Annotated in this window: 18 protein-coding genes; 8 read left to right on the top strand and 10 right to left on the bottom strand. The window is 60.5% G+C overall.

Features of this window, described 5'->3' with window-relative positions; genetic code table 11:
- The first annotated feature begins 31 nt into the window (after positions 1–31).
- The 3 genes from dbpA (at position 32) to yccS (ending at position 5,126) form a co-directional block, all read left to right on the top strand.
- A complete protein-coding gene (dbpA, locus tag AC1Q6Y_RS00410; protein WP_235863953.1) occupies positions 32–1,369 on the top strand; it encodes an ATP-dependent RNA helicase DbpA in 1,338 nt (445 codons plus the stop codon).
- A 150-nt stretch (positions 1,370–1,519) separates the two neighbouring features.
- Positions 1,520–2,698, top strand: a complete 1,179-nt coding sequence (locus AC1Q6Y_RS00415; protein WP_492623894.1) for a BaiN/RdsA family NAD(P)/FAD-dependent oxidoreductase — start codon at positions 1,520–1,522, stop codon at positions 2,696–2,698.
- Between the two features lie 244 nt (positions 2,699–2,942).
- Positions 2,943–5,126, top strand: coding sequence for a YccS family putative transporter (yccS, locus tag AC1Q6Y_RS00420; RefSeq protein ID WP_090451867.1), 2,184 nt, complete (start codon positions 2,943–2,945; stop codon positions 5,124–5,126).
- Between the two features lie 156 nt (positions 5,127–5,282).
- On the opposite strand, the gene AC1Q6Y_RS00425 is transcribed toward yccS, so the two are convergent.
- Entirely contained in the window at positions 5,283–6,020 is a 738-nt protein-coding gene (locus tag AC1Q6Y_RS00425) for a substrate-binding periplasmic protein (RefSeq protein ID WP_150813777.1), read from the bottom strand.
- A gap of 258 nt (positions 6,021–6,278) precedes the next feature.
- Between AC1Q6Y_RS00425 and AC1Q6Y_RS00430 the strand changes: the two genes are divergently transcribed.
- Positions 6,279–6,731: a GNAT family N-acetyltransferase gene (locus tag AC1Q6Y_RS00430; protein WP_057712970.1), complete on the top strand. Its 453-nt coding sequence runs from the start codon at positions 6,279–6,281 to the stop codon at positions 6,729–6,731.
- 108 nt (positions 6,732–6,839) lie between these two features.
- Here the strand turns inward: AC1Q6Y_RS00430 and AC1Q6Y_RS00435 are convergent, their stop codons facing one another.
- Genes AC1Q6Y_RS00435 through AC1Q6Y_RS00445 form a run of 3 tightly spaced genes read right to left on the bottom strand, consistent with a single transcriptional unit; the run spans position 6,840 to position 9,831 of the window.
- On the bottom strand, positions 6,840–7,136 hold the full coding sequence (locus AC1Q6Y_RS00435; RefSeq protein ID WP_007894945.1) for a winged helix-turn-helix domain-containing protein: 297 nt from the start codon (positions 7,134–7,136) through the stop codon (positions 6,840–6,842).
- Positions 7,137–7,173: 37 nt separating this feature from the next.
- Positions 7,174–7,662, bottom strand: coding sequence for a YgjP-like metallopeptidase domain-containing protein (locus tag AC1Q6Y_RS00440; protein ID WP_057712969.1), 489 nt, complete (start codon positions 7,660–7,662; stop codon positions 7,174–7,176).
- Between the two features lie 45 nt (positions 7,663–7,707).
- Positions 7,708–9,831 (bottom strand): putative bifunctional diguanylate cyclase/phosphodiesterase, encoded by a 2,124-nt coding sequence (locus AC1Q6Y_RS00445; protein WP_057712968.1) that lies wholly within the window; start codon positions 9,829–9,831, stop codon positions 7,708–7,710.
- Positions 9,832–10,154: 323 nt separating this feature from the next.
- Here AC1Q6Y_RS00445 and AC1Q6Y_RS00450 point away from each other — a divergent pair, with 323 nt between their 5' ends.
- Complete coding sequence (locus tag AC1Q6Y_RS00450; protein WP_223445443.1) at positions 10,155–10,823, top strand: polysaccharide lyase family 7 protein; 669 nt, start codon at positions 10,155–10,157, stop codon at positions 10,821–10,823.
- A gap of 106 nt (positions 10,824–10,929) precedes the next feature.
- Here the strand turns inward: AC1Q6Y_RS00450 and fba are convergent, their stop codons facing one another.
- The 6 genes from fba to tkt all read right to left on the bottom strand — a co-directional run bounded on the left by fba (position 10,930) and on the right by tkt (position 17,318).
- Entirely contained in the window at positions 10,930–11,994 is a 1,065-nt protein-coding gene (gene fba / locus AC1Q6Y_RS00455) for a class II fructose-bisphosphate aldolase (protein ID WP_007981624.1), read from the bottom strand.
- Between the two features lie 262 nt (positions 11,995–12,256).
- The gene (locus tag AC1Q6Y_RS00460; RefSeq protein WP_492623895.1) at positions 12,257–12,589 is read right to left on the bottom strand and encodes an MliC family protein; all 333 of its coding nucleotides are present in this window, start codon (positions 12,587–12,589) and stop codon (positions 12,257–12,259) included.
- A 56-nt stretch (positions 12,590–12,645) separates the two neighbouring features.
- The gene (locus AC1Q6Y_RS00465) at positions 12,646–12,867 is read right to left on the bottom strand and encodes a hypothetical protein (protein ID WP_090451877.1); all 222 of its coding nucleotides are present in this window, start codon (positions 12,865–12,867) and stop codon (positions 12,646–12,648) included.
- Positions 12,868–12,902: 35 nt separating this feature from the next.
- The gene (locus AC1Q6Y_RS00470; protein ID WP_057712964.1) at positions 12,903–14,066 is read right to left on the bottom strand and encodes a phosphoglycerate kinase; all 1,164 of its coding nucleotides are present in this window, start codon (positions 14,064–14,066) and stop codon (positions 12,903–12,905) included.
- Between the two features lie 12 nt (positions 14,067–14,078).
- Complete coding sequence (gene epd / locus AC1Q6Y_RS00475) at positions 14,079–15,131, bottom strand: erythrose-4-phosphate dehydrogenase (RefSeq protein ID WP_057716543.1); 1,053 nt, start codon at positions 15,129–15,131, stop codon at positions 14,079–14,081.
- Between the two features lie 189 nt (positions 15,132–15,320).
- Positions 15,321–17,318 (bottom strand): transketolase, encoded by a 1,998-nt coding sequence (gene tkt / locus AC1Q6Y_RS00480; protein ID WP_057712963.1) that lies wholly within the window; start codon positions 17,316–17,318, stop codon positions 15,321–15,323.
- A gap of 261 nt (positions 17,319–17,579) precedes the next feature.
- On the opposite strand from tkt, the gene AC1Q6Y_RS00485 reads away from it, so the two are divergent.
- The 3 genes from AC1Q6Y_RS00485 (at position 17,580) to ligB (ending at position 21,745) form a co-directional block, all read left to right on the top strand.
- Entirely contained in the window at positions 17,580–18,575 is a 996-nt protein-coding gene (locus tag AC1Q6Y_RS00485) for an ArsR/SmtB family transcription factor (RefSeq protein WP_057712962.1), read from the top strand.
- 18 nt (positions 18,576–18,593) lie between these two features.
- A complete protein-coding gene (gene metK / locus AC1Q6Y_RS00490) occupies positions 18,594–19,784 on the top strand; it encodes a methionine adenosyltransferase (protein ID WP_008050251.1) in 1,191 nt (396 codons plus the stop codon).
- 281 nt (positions 19,785–20,065) lie between these two features.
- Positions 20,066–21,745, top strand: coding sequence for an NAD-dependent DNA ligase LigB (gene ligB, locus AC1Q6Y_RS00495; protein ID WP_492623896.1), 1,680 nt, complete (start codon positions 20,066–20,068; stop codon positions 21,743–21,745).
- Positions 21,746–21,833 lie beyond the last annotated feature (88 nt).

A 21,833-nucleotide genomic window follows, 5' to 3' on the forward strand; every position in this document is an offset into this window, starting at 1 on the left:
CGAATTTAATACTTTGCCGCTGTCCGCCGCCATGCTGGCTAACCTCGACTCCCTCGGTTATGCCCAGATGACGCCGATCCAGGCGCAAAGCTTGCCGGTGATCCTCAAGGGGATGGACCTGATCGCCCAGGCCAAGACCGGCAGCGGCAAGACCGCCGCGTTCGGCATCGGCCTGCTGAACCCGATCAATCCGCGTTACTTCGGTTGCCAGGCGCTGATCCTGTGCCCGACCCGCGAGCTGGCCGACCAGGTCGCCAAGGAAATCCGCCGCCTGGCCCGTGCCGAAGACAACATCAAGGTCCTGACCCTGTGCGGCGGCGTGTCCCTGGGCCCGCAGATCGCTTCGCTGGAACACGGCGCGCACATCATCGTCGGCACGCCGGGGCGCATCCAGCAGCACCTGCGCAAGGGCTCGCTGGTGCTCCACGGCCTGAACACCCTGATCCTCGACGAAGCCGACCGCATGCTCGACATGGGTTTCTACGATTCCATCGAAGAAATCATCATGCAGGCTCCAGAGCGTCGCCAGACCTTGCTGTTCTCCGCTACCTACCCGGTAGGCATCAAGCAGTTGGCCTCGAAGTTCATGCGCAACCCGCAGCAGGTCAAGGCCGAGGCGTTCCACGACGACACGCAGATCGAGCAGCGCTTCTACGAGATTTCCCCGGACGACCGCATGAGTGCGGTGACCAAAGTGCTTGGCCACTTCCGTCCGGCCTCCTGCGTGGCTTTCTGCTTCACCAAGCAGCAAGTTCAGGAAACCGTCGATCACCTGACCGCCAAGGGCATCTCCGCCGTCGGCCTGCACGGCGATCTGGAACAACGTGACCGCGACCAGGTGCTGGCGATGTTCGCCAACCGCAGCACTTCGGTGCTGGTGGCAACCGACGTCGCTGCGCGCGGCCTCGATATCGATTCCCTGGACATGGTGATCAACGTCGAGCTGGCCCGTGATTCGGAAATCCACATTCACCGCGTCGGCCGTACTGGCCGCGCCGGTGAGAAAGGCCTCGCGATCAGCCTGGTGGCGCCGTCCGAAGCACAGCGCGCCCAGGCTATCGAGCAATTGCAGAAGACACCATTGACCTGGGATCAGGTGGACAACCTCACCTCCAAGGGTGGTGGTCCGCTGTTGCCGCAGATGAGCACCCTGTGCATCGCTGGCGGCCGTAAGGACAAGGTTCGTCCGGGCGACATTCTTGGCGCACTGACCGGTGACGCCGGCATCCCTGGTGCCCAGGTCGGCAAGATCGCGATTTTCGACTTCCAGGCCTATGTGGCCGTGGAGCGCGGCGTCGCCAAGCAGGCCTTGCAGCGTTTGAACGACGGTAAGATCAAGGGCCGTTCGTTGCGCGTTCGCATCCTGTAACAACACGCACTTCCCCCTGTAGGAGCGAGCTTGCTCGCGAAAAACCTGAGCTCACCGCGGTGAGCCAGACTGCCAGCGTTATCGTTCACGCCCATCGCGAGCAAGCTCGCTCCTACAGGGACCGCAATAGTTTTTTGTGAGGACACCGTTTTGCGCTCTACCGAAGTCGTGATCATTGGCGCTGGCGCCGCAGGGTTGATGTGTGCACTGACCGCCGCCGGGCGCGGGCGCAAGGTGTTGCTGCTCGACCATGCCAACAAGGCCGGCAAGAAAATCCTGATGTCGGGCGGTGGCCGCTGCAATTTCACCAACATGTACACCGAGCCGGGCAATTTCCTCTCGCAAAACGCGCATTTCTGCAAATCCGCCCTGGCCCGTTATACCCAGTGGGATTTCATCGGCATGGTGGCCAAGCACGGCGTGCCGTACCACGAGAAAAAACTCGGCCAGTTGTTCTGCGATAACAAATCCAGTGACATTCTCGAAATGCTGCTCAACGAGTGCGATCAGGTCGGCGTCAGCCTGCACCTGGACACTTCGATTCAGACCATTGAGAGGCTTGAAAAAGGCTACTTGCTGGACACGACGCTTGACCAAATCACCTGCGAATCCCTGGTGATCGCCACCGGCGGCCTGTCGATCCCGACCCTGGGCGCCACCGGTTTCGGCTATCAAGTGGCCAAGCAGTTCGGCCACGAACTGCTGCCGACCCGCGCCGGCCTGGTGCCGTTCACCATCACCGATCAGCTCAAAGCCTTGTGCACCGAATTGTCCGGTACGTCGGTGGATTGCCTGGTGAGCTGCAACGACCAGAGCTTCCGCGAGAACATCCTGTTCACCCACCGCGGCCTCAGCGGCCCGGCGATTTTGCAGATCTCGTCGTTCTGGGAATCCGGCGATACCGTCGAGATCAACCTTCTGCCGGATCACGACGTACCGAGCTGGCTGCAACAGCAACAGGCCGAACGTCCCAACAGCGAGCTGAAAACCCTGCTCGGTGAAATCTTCACCAAGAAGATGGCCAGCCTGCTGGCGGACAACTGGTTCGTCTCCAAACCGATGAAGCAGTACACCCACGCGGAACTGGCCGATATCTCGGAAAAACTGGCGAGCTGGAAAGTCGTGCCGGCGGGCACCGAAGGCTATCGCACCGCCGAGGTGACCCTGGGCGGCGTCAACACCAATGAAGTGTCGTCCAAGACCATGGAATCGCTGAAAAGCCCGGGGCTGTACTTCATCGGCGAAGTGCTCGACGTGACCGGGCATCTGGGCGGGTTCAACTTCCAGTGGGCGTGGGCATCGGGCTACGCGGCTGCGCAGTACGTCTGATCGCACACAAATCAAAATGTGGGAGCGGGCTTGCTCGCGAAGGGGCCATAACATTCAACATCAATGTTGACTGAAAGGACGCTTTCGCGAGCAAGCCCGCTCCCACATTGGATCTGTGATGATTTGCAGATTGTATTCACACAAGGAAGGAACAGATTTTGCTGTCTGATGTGATCGACGCCATTGCGTCGGCGTCATTAGTGGCTCAATTTAGCGTCATTGCCTCGGAAGGCCTTCGCATTTCATGTCATCGACTTCGTTCCGCCAGTCTCTGCGTCGCCTTTGGGCGCTGGATAAGTTCAGCTACAGCGTGCGGGTATTCATTGCCCTGACCGGCACCATGGCGCTGTGTTGGTATCAGGATGAAATGGGCCTTCTGATCCCGTTGTTCCTGGGGATCATCGCCAGTGCCCTGGCCGAGACCGACGACAGCTGGCAGGGCCGTCTCAACGCACTGGCGGTGACGCTGGTGTGTTTCGCGGTCGCCGCCCTCTCCGTCGAACTGCTCTTCCCCTACCCCCCGCTGTTTATCATCGCCTTCGCCCTGGCCGCGTTCTGCCTGACCATGCTCGGCGCCCTCGGCGAGCGCTATGGCGCGATTGCCTCGGCGACGTTGATCCTTTCGGTCTACACCATGATCGGCGTGGACCAGCGTGGCGGTGCGGTCACCGACGTCTGGCACGAGCCGATGCTGCTGGTAGCCGGTGCTGCCTGGTACGGCTTGCTGTCGGTGTTGTGGCAGGCGCTGTTTTCCAATCAGCCGGTGCAGCAGAGCCTGGCGCGACTGTTTCGCGAGCTGGGCTTTTACCTGAAGCTCAAATCCTCGCTGTTCGAGCCGATCCGGCAGATGGACGTGGAGGCGCGGCGCCTGGAGTTGGCCCAACAGAACGGCCGCGTGGTGGCGGCACTGAACGCCGCCAAGGAGATCATCCTGCACCGGGTCGGCAACGGGCGCCCGGGGTCGAAAGTCAGCCGCTACCTCAAACTGTACTTCCTCGCCCAGGACATCCACGAGCGTGCCAGTTCGTCGCACTACCCGTACAACGCCCTGGCCGACGCCTTCTTCCACAGCGACGTGCTGTTCCGCTGCCAACGCCTGTTGCGCCAGCAAGGCAAGGCCTGCCGGGCACTGGCCGAATCGATCCAGATGCGCCAGCCGTTCACCTATGACGCCAGTTTCGCCGAGGCCCTGAGCGACCTGGATGCCTCCCTCGAACACCTGCGCATCCAGAGCAACCCGGCCTGGCGCGGCTTGCTGCGTTCACTGCGGGCACTGGCGGCCAACCTCGGCACCCTCGACCGCCTGCTCAGCGATGCCAGTAACCCCGACGCCCTGGCCGACGCCACCGACAGCAGCCTGCTCGACCGTTCGCCGCGCAGCCTCAAGGACGTGTGGCTTCGCTTGCGCACGCAGCTGACGCCGACCTCGCTGCTGTTCCGCCATGCCCTGCGATTGCCCCTGGCCTTGAGCATCGGCTACGCCATGGTGCATTTGATTCACCCGTCCCAAGGCTACTGGATCATCCTCACTACGCTGTTCGTCTGCCAACCGAACTACGGCGCCACTCGCCGCAAACTCGGTCAACGGATCATCGGCACCGCCATCGGCCTGACACTGGCCTGGGCGCTGTTCGACCTGTTCCCGAACCCGCTGATCCAGTCATGCTTCGCCATCGCCGCCGGGGTGGTGTTCTTTACCAACCGCACCACCCGCTACACCCTGGCGACGGCGGCAATCACCCTGATGGTGCTGTTCTGCTTCAACCAGGTAGGTGACGGTTATGGACTGTTCCTGCCACGGTTGTTCGATACCTTGCTCGGCAGCCTGATCGCCGGGCTGGCGGTTTTCCTGTTCCTGCCGGACTGGCAGGGCCGACGCCTGAACAAAGTGCTGGCCAACACCCTGGCCTGCAACAGCATCTACCTGCGCCAGATCATGCAGCAATACGCTGCGGGTAAAAGCGACGACCTGGCTTACCGCCTGGCCCGCCGCAACGCGCACAACGCCGACGCGGCGCTGTCGACCACACTGGCCAACATGCTGATGGAGCCGGGGCATTTCCGTAAGGAGGCGGATGTGGGCTTCCGCTTCCTGGTGCTGTCACACACGCTACTCAGTTACCTGTCGGGCCTGGGCGCGCACCGGGAAACCCAACTGCCGACGGACGTGCGCGAACATTTGATCGAAGGGGCCGGAGTGAAACTGGCCGCCAGCATCGACGAGATCGCCCAAGGGCTGGCGAGCAAGTCTTCGATTGAAATTCAGAGCGATGAAGAAGAAGCACTGGCCAATGAACTGGAACAGATGCCTGATGAAATCGATGAGGGGCAGCGGTTGGTGCAGACGCAACTGGCGCTGATCTGCCGGCAGTTGGGGCCGCTGAGGACGTTGGCGGCACATCTGATCAAGGACACCAGTGAGGATTGAGATCTGTGGTGTCTGGGCGGGCCTCATCGCGAGCAAGCTCGCTCCCACAGGGGGCTCTGGTGTTCACAAAATTTGTGTCGACTGAAGATCTACTGTGGGAGCGAGCTTGCTCGCGATGAGGCCATCAGCAACAACACAGAAACTGGCTCAACCCACTCACATCCCATGCCGTTTCATCAACTTGTCATAACTCCCGTCTGCTTTCATGGCCGCGATCTCGCGGTCGAAACCGGCGACGATCCGTGCATGCTCGGGATTCTTCAGGCTGACGATGATATGCAAGCTGTTCTCGCTCAATGCCTTGGGCAGGAACTCCACGGCGTTCCGCACCTTGGGTGACTCACGGGCCAGGTAGTAGCGGGCGACGAATTCATCTTCCAGCGTCAGCTTGACCCGGTCCGCCGCGAGCATGCGCACCGCCATGGCGAAACTGTGCACAGGGACTTTCTGCAACGACTCGTCGTTGTCGAACGGGGGCGAATAGGCGTATCCACGCACCACGGCAATCGGATAGGTGTGCAATTGCTGCAGGTTATTGAATTCAATGGGCGCGTCCTTGCGCTTGAGAAAGCGCACGCGATTGAGCAGGTACTCGCCGGAGAACTGGCCAAGCCTGGTCCGCTCCTCCGAGTACCAGGCGTTGACCAGCACGTCGTATCGACCCTCGCCCAATCCCATCAAGGCCCGTGCCCAGGGCACCTGTTCGAAATCACTGGCGTAGCCAGCCCTGGCGAGCGCGGTACTGACAATATCCGTCGCCAGACCACCGTTGACGAGCGTGGAATCGGTAAAGGGGGGCCAGGCATCAGCGACCAGCCGCAGTTTTTCTGCCGCCGCTCCCTGAACCAGCAACAGCAATCCAATCAAGGCCAAAGCTCGATGCAATCGCGGCATGCCAGAAAATCCTTAGCGGGCGGCTTGCCCGACGTGTTTTCAGCCAAAACCCCAAGGCCCCTGTACCGGCAAGGCCCGGGTACTCAACATTTGCTCATCGAAGCCATAGCACAGCGCTTCGGTCCAGATTACACAAAGAAGACATCCGCGCGAAAAATGAATGATGGCATTTTGGCCTTTGTCACAGATTCTTCCGCCATAAAGACTTCTGGCGTGAGTGCGCTTAGTATCGGAACGACGTTTTCAGGGAATCAAAACATGACAGTCGACTGGATCTGCAAACACCACAGCGACCTGGGCAAGGAGCAGCTGTACGCCATTTTGCAGCTGCGTGCAGAAGTGTTCGTCGTTGAACAGAAATGCGTTTACCAGGATATCGATGGCCAGGATCTGGAAGGTGACACCCTCCACGTGATGGCCTGGGACGGTAACCGGCTGGTGGCTTACCTGCGGCTGCTTGACCCGCAATCACAGGGCGGCGACGTGGTGATCGGACGGGTGATCATTGCACCCCAGGCACGCGGTGCCGGGCTGGGGCATGAGCTGATGGAACAGGCACTCAAACAGATCGAAAAATACTGGCCCGGTCTGCCGGTCTACCTCTCGGCCCAGGCGCATTTGCAGGGGTATTACGGGCGGTACGGGTTTGTCGTGGCGGGAGAGGAATATGTCGAGGATGGCATTCCACACATTGGCATGCGTCGCCCCTGAAGGCCCTATCGCGAGCAAGCTCGCTCCCACACTGGATTGGGTTCACAACTCAGATCAGCTGTGGGAGCGAGCCTGCTCGCGATGGCGTCAGCTCAGGCACCGCAAATCTCAGGGATACTCCAGCACCGCCTTGATCTGCCGCAGGTTACGCTCGATCCACCCGCGATCGATCGCACCCCACTCGCGAATCCGATAGCGCCCCGCATGGTTGCGCGCGCCCTCTTCCTGCTCGAACTCACACACAATATCCAGATCCGCCAACGCCGCGATGGTGTCCTGTGCCGTGCGCCTGGGCATACCGGTGACTTCGGTCAGCGCCGGGACGCTGCTGGCCAGCCCGCTGTCGATCAGGTACGCCACGTACAACCGGCGATAGAAGCTGCTCTTGGTCTTGCTCACGTCCATCCAATGCTCCTTAAAAGGTCGCAGCCTGCGGCAGCTCCTACAGATCCCGCCACGTCAGGTACACCCGCACATCAAATTCCACCTGGTGATAACCCGGCAGCATGTGTTCGCACAGTTTGTAGAATGCCTTGTTGTGGTCCGATTCCTTGAAGTGCGCCAGCTCATGCACCACGATCATTTTCAGGAACTCGCAAGGCGCTTCCTTGAACAGCGAAGCGATGCGGATTTCCTTCTTGGCCTTGAGCTTGCCACCCTGCACCCGTGAAATCGTGGTGTGCAGGCCAAGGGCACGGTGGGTCAGGTCCAGACGGTTGTCGAACAGCACCTTGTCGATGGCCGGAGCGTTACGCAAGTACTCCTGCTTGAGGTCCAGAGCATAGGTGTACAGCGCCTTGTCGCTCTGCACCCCGTGCTTTTGCGGGTAACGCTGGTTCAGGTAATCGCCCAGCCGACCGTCGGCGATCAGCTGACGTACCTGGTCCTGCAAGGTGGCGGGATAGGCCTGGAGATATTTCAACACGGTCATCGGGGCGGCAATACAGGTCACTAAAAGGTCGCCAGTGTAGCGAATTCAGCGGGGCAGCGCGCTCCAGTCAAACGGCTGGACAAAGACCCCGGTGTCTTCGGCCATCATCGGCCGGGCCACCAGAAAACCTTGCACATACTCACAGCTGTTGGCTTGCAGCCATTCATACTGAGCGACGGTTTCCACCCCTTCGGCAATCACCAATATTCCGAACTGCTTGCACAGGTCGATCACACTGCGCACCAGCGCCGCATCCCTTGCCGAATCCGGCAACCGGGCGATCAAATGGCGGTCGATCTTCAGAGTATCCAGCGCCAGGTCGCGCAAGTGCGTCAGGGAGCAGGGTCCGACCCCGAAGTCATCCAATGCCACGCGTACGCCCAGGTTGTGCAGCAGGCGCAATTGCTTGCGGGTTTCTTCAGGGTTGCGCATCAAGGCCTCTTCCGTGACCTCGACTTCCAGGTGACGCGGTTGCAGGCCATGGCGCTCCAGCACCTGGCGCAACTCGGTGACCAGGTTGGGCATGCCGAACTGCGTACTGCTCAAGCTGACGCCGAGCACCAGGTCCTCGGCAAACAGGGACTCCCAGGCTTTGCGTTGCCCGGCGCCGCGATGGTAAATCCAGCTGCCCAGGCGACTGATCAGCCGCGCCTCCTCCAGCAATGGCAAAAACAGCCCCGGGGGGACATCGCCAACGCTCGGATGCTGCCAGCGCAACAAGGCCTCGAAGCCACGAATCCGCCCGTCGGCAATCGCAACCTGAGGCTGATACACCAGATTGAAATCCCGCTTCTCGATGGCCGTGCGCACACTTTCTTCCAGCATCAGCCGCGTGCGCGCCCGGCCGTTCATTTCATGATCGTAGAAGCGATATTGCTGGCGGCCGGCACGCTTGGCTTCGTACATGGCAATGTCGGCCGCCCGCATCATCCCGTCGAGATTGGCGCCACAATCAGGGAACGTGGCAATGCCGATGCTGGCACCCAGAGCGATATCGAGGCCGTCGATCTGCTGACAGATCGACACTCGCTCGATGAGCTTCTCGGCAATCTTCGCCGCCTGCTCGGGGAACTCCAGATCCAGCAGCGCGGTGAACTCGTCGCCGCCCATCCGCGCCAGAATGTCGAAGGGCCGCAGGCAAGCCTTCAACTGTTCGGAGACCCAGCGCAGCACCCGATCGCCGGCATCGTGCCCGAGCGAATCATTAACTCGCTTGAAGCCGTCGAGGTCCAGATACATCAAAACCCAGGAGCTGTCGGAACGCTCACCGCGCAACAGCAGGTTCTCTACGGTCTGGTAGAAACCCCGGCGGTTGAGCAATCCGCTCAGCGGATCGGTGACCGCCTGAAACTCCAGTTGCTGATGCAGATGGCGCACCACCGACATGTCCAGCACGGTCACGACCATCGCATGTTGCTCGGCGGGCAATGGCGCGCAGGACAAGGCCACCGGCACTTGCTGCCCAGGTGCCGTACGTAGCAGGGCATCGTGCAGGCGCAAGGTTTCGCCTCGTTTGTATCCGGCCAGCAACTCGGAGTCGGCCCAGATCGGGATATGCGGTTTTTGCAGGTAGTCCAGAAACTCCTTGCCTTGCAGTTCCTGCACCGGGGCATTGAGCAACCGTGAAATCGCCGGATTGGCAAAACGAATCAGACCGTCCTCACCCAATACCAGAATGCCTTCGGCTGCGTTTTCCAGCACCGACGCATTAAAGGCACGAGCCGCTTCCAGATCATGACTCAGGCGCTGCAAGGCCCGGCGGTTACGCTGGTGCTCGAGCAACGCCTGGACCTTGGGCGTAAAGACCTGTGGGTCGAACGGTTTGAACAGATAATCCACCGCACCACTGGCATAGCCCTTGATCACGGCATCCTGGGACTGTTCGTTGGCGGTCAGGAAAATGATCGGCGTCAGACGGGTCCGCTGGCTACCGCGCATCAGGCGCGCCACTTCATAACCGTCCATGTCCGGCATCTGCACGTCCAGCAGCACCAGGTCGATATCGTGTTCAAGTAACAAGCCGAGGGCCTCGAAACCCGAGGTGGCAGTAATGACCCGCCAGCCCTGGCGCTGTAACAACGCGCGCATGCTGATCAGGTTTTCGGGGTAATCGTCGACGACTAAAAGGGTTGAGCTGCCTTCTACTGGCGTGGGTTGCGCGCATTCCATGCTGCTTCTCTAATTGCGGGGTGTCAGGCCGGTTTCTCGTGAAAACCGGACAAATACTGCGCCTTCACTCTAGACCCGGTTCTGCAAAAGCAGAAGGTGTCAGTAAGCCATCATTTAATCATAGTGTCTTTTTACCGACTAACGGTCGATGGTTCAGGCGATGGAAACCGGGAAAGATGTCGCTTCGACAGGATGTTGACGTCAGCCACCCGTCAGACGGGCATTAACAAAATCTCCCGCTACGCTTATAAAGGCCGCCCCCGAAGGTGCGGGCTAGAGCTTCTGGCACGTCCGTGCAGCATGAATCAAGTGGAAGAACCGACATGATCGATCTTGCAACCTGGAACCTCAGCGTCCCCGTTGGTAGCCCGCCGTACACCGTCGAAACCGCCAAACTGGTGGACGGTTTCAAGGATCAATACTTCCATTCAGACACAGGCACACTGTTTTTCTGGACGCCCGTGACCGGCTCCCGTACCGAAAACGCAATTTATCCACGTACCGAATTGCGTGAAACCTACAGCAACGGCACGTTGAAAAACTGGTATTACCCGGAAGCCGACAATTTGTTGTATGCCACTCTGGCAGTGAACCAGGTGCCGAGCTCCGGGAAAATCGTCATCGGCCAGATCCATGCCTATCAAAGCCAGAAACCTCTGGTGAAGGTTGAATACCAATACAAAACCAGCACAGGCACCGGCAATATCGTCGCCAAGGTCCGGATGCATCCCGATGACGATACAGGCCGGGTGATCATCGTTGCGACGGGGGTGAAACTCGACCAGGAGTTCAACTACCTCATTCACCTCAGCCCCGGTGGTGCCTTGGGCATCAGTGCGGCAGGTTATCAATGGGATACGCAAATCAGCACGACCTGGCGTGACAAACCGCTGTATTTCAAGGCCGGGGTCTATGTACAGGACAACACCGGGTACACCACTGAAGGCGGCAAAGTGACCTTCAGCAAGCTGGATATCGATCACAATCAATAATGTCGAGACATCGTTCCTCCTGTGGGAGCGAGCCGGCCTTAGATCATCGCCCACAAAAAACCCGCCTCTCGGCGGGTTTTTCATGAAGGCAGTTTAACGCTCAGGCTTAGTTGACCTTGGCGTTCAACTCACCTTTCAGGTAACGCTGATACATGCCTTCCAGCGAGATCGCCTTGATCTTCGAAGCGTTGCCGGCAGTACCGAAGGCTTCGTAGCGAGCGATACACACGTCGCGCATGGCGGTGACGGTGGCGCCGAAGAATTTACGTGGGTCGAACTCGCTCGGGTTGGTGGCCATCAGGCGACGCATTGCGCCAGTGGATGCCAGGCGCAGGTCGGTGTCGATGTTGACCTTGCGCACGCCGTGCTTGATGCCTTCGACGATTTCTTCAACCGGTACGCCGTAGGTTTCCTTGATGTCGCCGCCGTACTGGTTGATGATCGCCAGCCACTCTTGCGGAACCGAAGACGAACCGTGCATCACCAGGTGAGTGTTCGGAATGCGCTTGTGGATTTCTTTGATACGGTCGATGGCCAGCACGTCGCCGGTAGGCGGCTTGGTGAACTTGTAGGCGCCGTGGCTGGTGCCGATGGCGATGGCCAGGGCATCCACCTGAGTGCGTTTTACGAAGTCAGCGGCTTCTTCCGGGTCGGTCAGCATCTGGCTGTGATCCAGGACGCCTTCGGCGCCGATGCCGTCTTCTTCACCGGCCATGCCGGTTTCCAGCGAACCCAGGCAGCCCAGCTCGCCTTCTACCGAAACGCCGCAGGCGTGAGCCATGGCTACGGTTTGTTGGGTCACACGGACGTTGTAGTCGTAGTCGGTCGGGGTCTTGCCGTCTTCACCCAGGGAGCCGTCCATCATCACCGAGCTGAAACCCAGCTGGATGGAGCGCTGGCAGACGTCAGGGCTGGTGCCGTGGTCCTGGTGCATGCACACCGGGATGTGCGGGAATTCTTCGATGGCTGCCAGGATCAGGTGACGCAGGAACGGTGCGCCGGCGTATTTGCGAGCACCGGCCGAAGCCTGGACGATCACCGGGGAGTCAGTCTTGTCAGCGGCTTCCATGATGGCGCGCATCTGCTCAAGGTTGTTGACGTTGAAGGCTGGAACGCCGTAGCCGAACTCGGCTGCGTGGTCCAGCATCTGGCGCATGCTGATAAGTGCCATTGTGTATATCTCTCCCGGTTGAGGGTCGTTAATCGTGCCAGCCTGCCGTAGCGGCGGCGGCTATTCAAGTTATTGCAGATCGGGGGTTGGGCCCGGCTGCGAATTCAGGTGTTACCAAAATCTTAAATACGACACAAAAACCCTGTGGGAGCGAGCTTGCTCGCGATGGGGGCGGCACATTCAGCATTGATGTGACTGTGATACCGCTATCGCGAGCAAGCTCGCTCCCACAATTGGATCTCTGTATACCAAATCAATCGTATTATTCAGCCTTACAGCCACGCCCAATCAAATCATTGGTGGCGACCCAGTAAACCAGGCCTTCCTCACCTTTTATGTGAAACGCCAGCATGTCATTGCTGTACAGCGAACCCGATGCACCCGGTTCCTGTTTCAAGCGGTAGACCTGATCGGCACCGCCCAGACGCACGTCGACCTCCTTAAGGCTGTCGTCGGTGTAGCGCCACAGCACTTTGGCTTGGCTGTCGCAGGTCCAGGTGGTCCAGTTATCCACAGGCGCGGACGACTGGAACGGGTTCAACTGAGCACAACCAGCCAACAGCGCCAGCGCCGTAACGGCGATAAAACCTTTCATCCATGTCCCTCGACTGACGGCACACGCCGCCAGCCCTGAGTAAAGAGTCAGACCCGTCAAGGGCAGCCATGTTCCTTGGCGGGTGCCCGGGTCTCGTATTTGTCCAGGCCCTCGGGCCCGGAGCGCTTGTTGAGCACCGGGTTGGTTTCCGCCTGCCAGTCGGCCTGATAACAGCCGCTGCGTGACGCAGGCGCCTCGGGTTCCGGCGTGGCTTTCGGGCTGCTCCCGCAAGCCGCCAGTGAACCCGCGACGATCAACAGCGCTAACGTCTTGACCATGTCAACACTCCCTTGCCTGGTCAAACGGGCGACCCTCAGGCCTTGGCCCGGCTTTCCAGGACTTCAACGGCTGGCAGGACCTTGCCTTCGACGAATTCGAGGAACGCACCGCCACCGGTAGAAATGTAGGAGATCTGCTCTGCCACGCCATACTTGTCGATGGCCGCCAGGGTGTCGCCACCGCCGGCAATGGAGAACGCCGCGCTATCCGCGATGGCCTGGGCCAGTACCTTGGTGCCATTGCCGAACTGATCGAATTCGAACACGCCGACCGGACCGTTCCACAGGATAGTCTTGGACGACTTCAGCAGCTCGGCGAAATTCGCCGCGGTCTGCGGACCGATGTCCAGGATCATGTCGTCGGCAGCGACGTCAGCGATCAGCTTGACGGTCGCAGCGGCGCTTTCCGCGAATTCCTTGGCAACCACTACGTCCACTGGCAGCGGTACGCTGACCTTGGCGGCGATGGCGCGAGCGGTGTCCAGCAGGTCCGGCTCATACAGGGATTTACCGACCGGGTGACCGGCAGCGGCCAGGAAGGTGTTGGCGATGCCGCCACCGACGATCAACTGGTTGCAGATCTGGCTCAGGCTATTCAGCACGTCGAGTTTGGTCGACACCTTGGAGCCGGCAACGATAGCCGCCATCGGCTGGGCCGGGGCACCCAGGGCTTTGCCCAGTGCGTCCAGTTCAGCGGCCAGCAGCGGGCCGGCAGCAGCGACTTTGGCGAACTTGGCCACGCCGTGGGTCGAACCCTCGGCACGGTGAGCGGTGCCGAAGGCGTCCATCACGAACACGTCGCACAGGGCGGCGTATTGCTGGGCCAGTTCGTCAGCGTTCTTTTTCTCGCCTTTGTTGAAGCGCACGTTTTCGAACAGCACGATGTCGCCCGCTTTCACGTCAACACCGCCCAGGTAATCGGCCACCAGCGGCACTTCACGACCCAGAGCACGGCTCAGGTAGTCGGCGACTGGCTTGAGGCTGTTCTCGGCCGAGAACTCGCCTTCGGTCGGACGGCCAAGGTGCGAGCAGACCATCACGGCCGCGCCTTTTTCCAGGGCCAGCTTGATGGTCGGCAGCGAGGCCAGGATACGCGCATCGCTGGTGACAACACCGTCCTTGACTGGAACGTTGAGGTCTTCGCGGATCAATACGCGCTTACCTTGCAGATCGAGGTCGGACATCTTCAACACGGTCATGGGTCGCACTTCCTACGGTTTTTTTGAAGTTGCTGTTTGCAGATAGTGTTCTGCAACGTCCAGCATTCGGTTGGCAAAACCCCATTCATTGTCGAACCAGGCCAGGATGTTCACCAGCCGAGGGCCGGAAACGCGGGTCTGACTGGCATCGACGATCGCCGAATGTGGGTCATGGTTGAAATCACAGCTTGCGTGGGGTAGCTCGGTGTAGGCCAGCAGGCCTTTGAGCGGGCCGCTGGTGGCGGCTTCGCGCAGGATCCGGTTGACCTCGGTGGCGTCGGTCGCGGTGGCGGTCTGCATCGTGATATCGAGGCAGGACACGTTGACCGTCGGCACCCGCACGGCTTTGGCCTGAATTCGTCCGGCAAGTTCCGGCAGCAGGCGTTCGATACCTCGTGCCAGACCGGTGGACACCGGAATCACCGACTGGAACGCCGAACGGGTACGGCGCAGGTCTTCGTGGTGATAGGCATCGATGACCGGCTGATCGTTCATCGCCGAGTGAATGGTGGTGATCGACACGTAGTCCAGACCAATGGCCTGATTCAGCAGGCGCAACAGCGGCACGCCGCAGTTGGTGGTGCAGGACGCGTTGGACACCAGCAATTCGTCGCCGGTCAGGCAGTCCTGGTTCACGCCGTAGACGATGGTCGCGTCAACGTCCGTCTCGCTGGCCATCGGCTGGGAAAACAACACACGCGGGGCGCCGGCGTCGAGGAAACGCTGGCCGTCTTCGCGAGTGTGATAAGCGCCGGAGCACTCCAGCACCAGATCGACGCCCAGGGACGCCCAATCGATGCCTTCGGGGGTGGCACTGCGCAGGACCTTCACGCAGTCGCCATTAATATGCAGACAATCGCCCTCGACCTTCACTTCGCCGGGGAACCGGCCATGGGTGGAGTCAAAGCGTGTCAGGTATTCGATACTGGCCATATCCGCCAGATCGTTGATCGCGACAATCTCGAACCCGGCCTTTTCGCCTCGCTCGAACAACGCACGCAAGACGCAACGACCAATCCGGCCGTAGCCGTTGAGTGCAACTTTGTAGGGACGCGGTTGAGGCATGGGGTTCTCGATAGACGCAGGCAAACGAATTCTCGTTAACAACACAACCCCCCTGTAGGAGCGAGCTTGCTCGCGATGGTGGCCCAGACAACGCGGGCATTCAGGCATCCAGCGTTATCGTTAATGACCATCGCGAGCGAGCTCGCTCCTACAGGGGTTTCGCGGTGGTCAGAAACCACCGCGTTGTGCTTAGTCTTCCAGCAGCTCTTCAGCCTGACCCAGGATGTTTTCCAGGGTGAAGCCGAACTCTTCGAACAAGGCCGGCGCAGGCGCCGACTCGCCGTAGGTGGTCATGCCGATCACGCGGCCTTCCAGGCCCACGTACTTGTACCAGTAGTCCGCGTGGGAAGCTTCGATGGCGATACGGGCGCTGACCTGCAACGGCAGGACCGATTGCTTGTAGCCGGCGTCCTGGGCATCGAACACGCTGGTGCAAGGCATGGAAACCACGCGCACCTTGCGGCCCTGCTCGGTCAGTTTGTCAAAGGCCTGAACGGCCAGGCCGACTTCCGAGCCGGTGGCGATCAGGATCAGCTCAGGCTCGCCTGCGCAGTCCTTCAACACGTAACCGCCACGCGCGATCTCTTCGATCTGGATCGCATTGCGGGTTTGGTGTTGCAGGTTCTGACGCGAGAAGATCAGGGCCGAAGGACCGTCCTTACGCTCCAATGCGCACTTCCAGCTCACCGCCGATTCAACGGCGTCGGCTGGGCGCCAGGTATCGAGGTTCGGCGTGCAGCGCAGGCTGGCCAGTTGCTCGATTGGCTGGTGAGTCGGGCCGTCTTCGCCCAGACCGATGGAGTCGTGGGTGTAGACGTGGATCACCCGCTGTTTCATCAGGGCCGACATGCGCACCGCGTTACGCGCGTATTCCATGAACATCAGGAAGGTCGCGCCGTATGGCACCAGGCCGCCGTGCAGCGCCACGCCGTTCATGATCGCCGTCATGCCGAATTCACGCACGCCGTAGTACATGTAGTTGCCGCTGGCATCTTCGGCGGTAACACCTTTGCAACCTTTCCACAGGGTCAGGTTGGAACCGGCCAGGTCAGCCGAACCGCCGAGGAACTCAGGCAGCAACGGGCCGAACGCATTCAGCGCGTTCTGGCTGGCTTTACGGCTGGCGATGGTTTCGCCCTTGGCCGCCACTTCGGCGATATAGGCCGAGGCTTTTTCGCTGAAGTCAGCTGGCAGGTCACCGCTCAGACGACGCACCAGTTCGTTGGCTTCAGTCGGGAACGCGGCGGAGTAAGCAGAGAAACGCTGGTCCCACTCGGCTTCAACAGCGCGACCGGCTTCCTTGGCGTCCCACTCGGCATAGATATCGGCCGGGATTTCGAACGGGCCGTGATTCCATTTCAGCGCCGCACGGGTCAGGGCTATTTCCGCGTCACCCAGCGGGGCGCCGTGGCAATCTTCCTTGCCTTGCTTGTTCGGAGAACCGAAACCGATGGTGGTCTTGCAGCAGATCAGGGTTGGCTGCTCGCTTTTACGTGCAGTGTCGATCGCCGTCTTGATCTCTTCCGGGTCGTGACCGTCGACATTGCGGATCACTTGCCAGTTGTAGGACTCAAAACGCTTCGGGGTGTCGTCGGTGAACCAGCCTTCGACTTCGCCATCGATGGAGATGCCGTTGTCATCGTAGAAGGCGATCAGCTTGCCCAGGCCCAGGGTACCGGCCAGGGAAGCGACTTCGTGGGAAATGCCTTCCATCATGCAGCCATCACCCAGGAACACATAGGTGTGGTGATCGACGATGTTGTGGCCAGGACGGTTGAACTGCGCCGCCATGACTTTTTCAGCCAGGGCAAAACCCACGGCGTTGGCCAGGCCCTGGCCCAGTGGACCGGTGGTGGTTTCTACGCCCGGGGTGTAGCCGAGTTCCGGGTGGCCCGGGGTGCGGCTGTGCAGTTGACGGAACTGCTTGAGGTCATCGATCGACAGGTCGTAGCCGGTCAGGTGCAGCAGCGAGTAGATCAGCATCGAGCCGTGGCCGTTGGACAGCACGAAGCGGTCACGGTCGGCAAACGAAGGATTGCTCGGGTTGTGCTTGAGGTAGTCGCGCCAAAGCACTTCGGCGATATCTGCCATACCCATAGGGGCACCGGGATGGCCGCTGTTGGCTTTTTGCACGGCATCCATGCTGAGGGCACGAATGGCGTTGGCACGCTCACGACGGCTAGGCATCGCTGTTCTCCTGGGGGCTTGATTAAAACGAAACGGAAAAAAGGCGAGCATTTTCCCTCACCGGGCCGCCTCGGGGCAATGACAGATAGTCATCTGAAGGCGTTTTTCCAATGGATAACGACGTATTCGCCTGGTGAAACCTTTCCGCCGTCCGATTGTTGACAAAAGCTAACGTCGAGAAGTGCCATCTATCGAGCAATATCAAAACTTTTTGATATTGCTCTTGCGATACCTTCGACCCGTGACTAGACTGCCGGCCTTATGAATTTACGCGTGCCCTCCATTCAACATGACGATTGCGATGAGCTGGCGGCCTTGTGCAAGGCTGGCGGCGATCCCCTGCGGTTGAATGTCTTGCGCGCACTGGCCAATGACTCGTTCGGCGTACTGGAACTGGCGCAGATCTTCGGCATCGGCCAGTCAGGCATGAGCCACCACCTCAAGGTACTGGCACAGGCCGACCTGGTGGCAACGCGCCGCGAAGGCAACGCGATTTTCTACCGTCGCGCGCTGCCCCACACCGAACTGCTGGGCGGCAAACTGCACGCAGCATTGCTCGAAGAAGTGGACAACCTGACGCTGCCGACCGACGTACAGTCGCGCATCACCCAGGTCCATGGGCAACGTGCGGCGGCCAGCCAGGATTTTTTCTCAAGGGTTGCGGAGAAGTTTCGCGCCCAGCAAGACTTGATCGCCGGCCTGCCGCAATACCGCGAAAGCGTGGTGGCCCTGCTCGACAAGCTGAGCTTCGACAAAGACGCCACGGCCATTGAAGTCGGCCCCGGCGATGGCGCATTCCTGCCGGACCTGGCGCGCCGCTTCGCGCAAGTCACGGCGCTGGATAACAGCAGCGCGATGCTCGAACTGGCGCGCCAAGTCTGCGAACGCGACAAGCTGACTAACGTTAGCCTGCAACTGGCCGATGCATTGAACGGCGTCAGCCTCAAGGCCGATTGCGTGGTACTGAACATGGTGCTGCACCATTTTGCCGCACCGGCCGATGCGCTCAAGCACATGGCCCATTTGCTGCAACCAGGCGGTAGCCTGTTAGTGACAGAGTTATGTAGCCACAACCAGAGTTGGGCCAAGGAGGCCTGCGGTGATCTCTGGCTGGGGTTTGAACAGGACGATCTGGCCCGTTGGGCCACCGCTGCGGGACTCGTTCCCGGGGAAAGCCTCTATGTAGGCTTACGTAATGGTTTCCAGATCCAGGTCCGCCATTTTCAGCGACCGGCTGGCGACACTCACCATCGGTAATTTCAGGAAAACATCGAGATGAGCGAATACTCCCTTTTCACCTCCGAGTCCGTGTCTGAAGGGCATCCGGACAAAATCGCCGACCAGATTTCTGATGCGGTGCTGGACGCCATCATTGCTGAAGACAAGTTCGCCCGTGTGGCGTGCGAGACTCTGGTGAAAACGGGCGTGGCGATCATCGCCGGCGAAGTCACCACTTCCGCCTGGGTTGATCTGGAGCAGATCGTTCGTGACGTGATCACCAACATCGGCTACACCAGCTCCGACGTCGGCTTCGACGGCGCGACCTGCGGCGTGATGAACATCATCGGCAAGCAGTCCCCTGACATCAACCAGGGTGTCGACCGTGCCAAGCCTGAAGATCAGGGCGCCGGCGACCAGGGCCTGATGTTCGGCTACGCCAGCAATGAAACCGACGTGCTGATGCCTGCACCGATTACCTTCTCGCACCAACTGGTGCAGCGCCAGGCCGAAGCCCGTAAATCCGGCCTGCTGCCTTGGCTGCGCCCGGACGCCAAGTCGCAAGTGACCTGCCGTTACGAAAACGGCAAGGTTGTCGGTATCGATGCCGTCGTTCTGTCGACCCAGCACAACCCGGAAGTGTCGTACAACGACCTGCGCGAAGGCGTGATGGAGCTGATCGTCAAGCACGTGCTGCCTGCCGAACTGCTGAGCAAGGACACCCAGTTCCACATCAACCCGACCGGCCAGTTCATCATCGGCGGCCCGGTGGGTGACTGCGGTCTGACCGGTCGCAAGATCATCGTCGACAGCTACGGCGGCATGGCCCGTCACGGCGGTGGCGCGTTCTCCGGTAAAGATCCATCGAAGGTTGACCGTTCGGCGGCCTACGCCGGTCGTTACGTGGCCAAGAACATCGTTGCCGCCGGCCTGGCCGAGCGTTGCGAGATTCAGGTGTCCTACGCCATCGGTGTTGCCCAGCCGACTTCGATCTCGCTGAATACCTTCGGTACCGGCAAGATCAGCGATGACAAGATCGTCAAACTGGTCCGCGAAGTGTTCGACCTGCGTCCATACGCAATCACCACCATGCTCGACCTGCTGCACCCGATGTATCAGGAAACCGCTGCGTACGGCCACTTCGGTCGCACCCCGGCGACCAAGACCGTTGGTGACGACACCTTCACCACGTTCACCTGGGAAAAAACCGACCGCGCCGACGCCCTGCGTTCTGCTGCCGGCCTGTAATATTCCCCCGCAACACCCGAAGCCCCGCACGGTTCGCGCCCTGCGGGGCTTTTTATTGCCTTGCGCTTGAGACCGCGTGGCCGCCTTCGCGAGCAGGCTCGCCCCCACAGTTGATCTTTGGTGTGACAAAGACCCATGGGCAAACTCAATTCCCTGTGGGAGCGGGCTTGCTCGCGATGAGGCCAGCACAACCACCAGAAATACCCGGCAAAACACCCCCTCGCTGCGCCAACTGATACTGACCTAGCCTTCACGCACCTCACCGAGCAAGGACGCTCAAGATGCTTCCCGACCTGCGCCTGTTTTTCGCCGCTCTATTGACCTTTGCCTACCTGACCGCCAGCGCCGCCGAGTGCCCGGAATGGCCAGCCGAACGCGCCCGGAACGAAGTCGGCAAACTGCAACAACAAATCGACCTCTGGGACGACAGCTATCACCGCCAGGGACGCTCACTGGTCGCCGATGAACTCTACGACCAGTCCCGCGCGCGACTCACCCAATGGCGCCACTGCTTTAACCTGAGCCCGCCCGCAGACCCCTTGCGCACTGCGCGCGGTACGCTGCCCCACCCCATCGCCCACACCGGCCTGGACAAACTGCACGATCAGCCCGCCGTGGAAAAATGGCTGCGTGACCGGGTGGACGTCTGGGTCCAGCCTAAAATCGATGGCGTGGCGGTGACTCTGGTTTACCGCAGCGGCCTGTTGGCCCAGGCAATCAGCCGCGGCGACGGCCAAAGCGGCCAGGACTGGACGGTTCCTGCACGGCAGATTCCGGCCATCCCGCAACGGCTATCTCAGGCCCGGGACTTGATCGTGCAAGGCGAACTGTATTGGCGCCTGACCGATCACGTGCAGGCCCGGGCCGGTAGCCTCAATGCTCGTGGCTCGGTGGCCGGTCTGATGGCACGCAAGGTCTTGAGCGCCGAACAGGCCGCCGGCATCGACCTGTTTGTCTGGGACTGGCCCCAAGGACCGGCGAGCGTACCCGAGCGTGCCGCGGTGCTGACTGCGCTGGGCTTCCCGAGTACCACTGCATACAGCCAGCCCATCGCCTCCGTCATTGATGCCGAACGCTGGCGCGAGCACTGGTATCGTTCCCCCTTGCCCTTTGCCAGCGACGGCATCGTCCTGCGCCAGAATCAGCGCCCAGCCGCCGAACGCTGGCAGGCCAGGTCACCCTACTGGGCCATCGCCTGGAAATACCCCTTCGCCCAGACACTGGCCGAAGTCCGCCAGGTTCACTTCAAAATCGGCCGGACCGGGCGGATCACTCCGGTTCTTGAACTGACCCCGGTAAAGCTCGATGACCGGCAGATCAAGCACGTCAGCGTCGGTTCGTTGCAACGCTGGCAGACGCTGGACATCCGCCCGGGTGACCAGGTCGCCATCAGCCTGGCCGGGCTGACCATTCCCAGGCTCGATAGGGTTGTATTGCGCAGCAGCGAACGCGCCGAATTGAACGCGCCGCGGGCAGAGGACTTTCATTCATTGAGTTGCTGGCAACCGACTCCGGGCTGTGAGAGCCAGTTTCTTGCGCGCCTGACCTGGCTCAGCAGCAAACAAGGCCTGGCGCTGCCCAATGTGGGTCCGGGCACCTGGGAAAAACTTCTTGCAACAGGTCGGCTGAACGGTCTGTTGGATTGGTTGACCCTCGATGCCCAAGAGCTTGCTACCATTGACGGTTTCGGCGAGCGCAGCGCGGCTCGTCTTGCAGACAGCTTCAACCGAGCCCGGCAACGCCCGTTCGCGCACTGGCTGAAAGCCTTGGGATTGCCGCCGACAGGTCAGGCGCATCTCGGCGATTCATGGCTGGTACTGGCGCAGCGAGACATCGAACAATGGCGGGCCGAGGCCGATATCGGGCCAGGGCGCGCGGCGCAACTGAGCGCTTTTTTCCGCGATCCGCAGGTACTGGGCTTGAGTGAAACGTTACGTGATGCGGGGATTGACGGCTTTTAGTTGTCGGCCCTGCGCCCAGCGGGAACCACAAGGGACCGCTGGGCTCCAACAGCCATTGCCACAGTGGTCTGCTTGCTTTCCTACATGG

The organism is Pseudomonas sp. GW823-FHT06E10, from assembly GCF_058794995.1.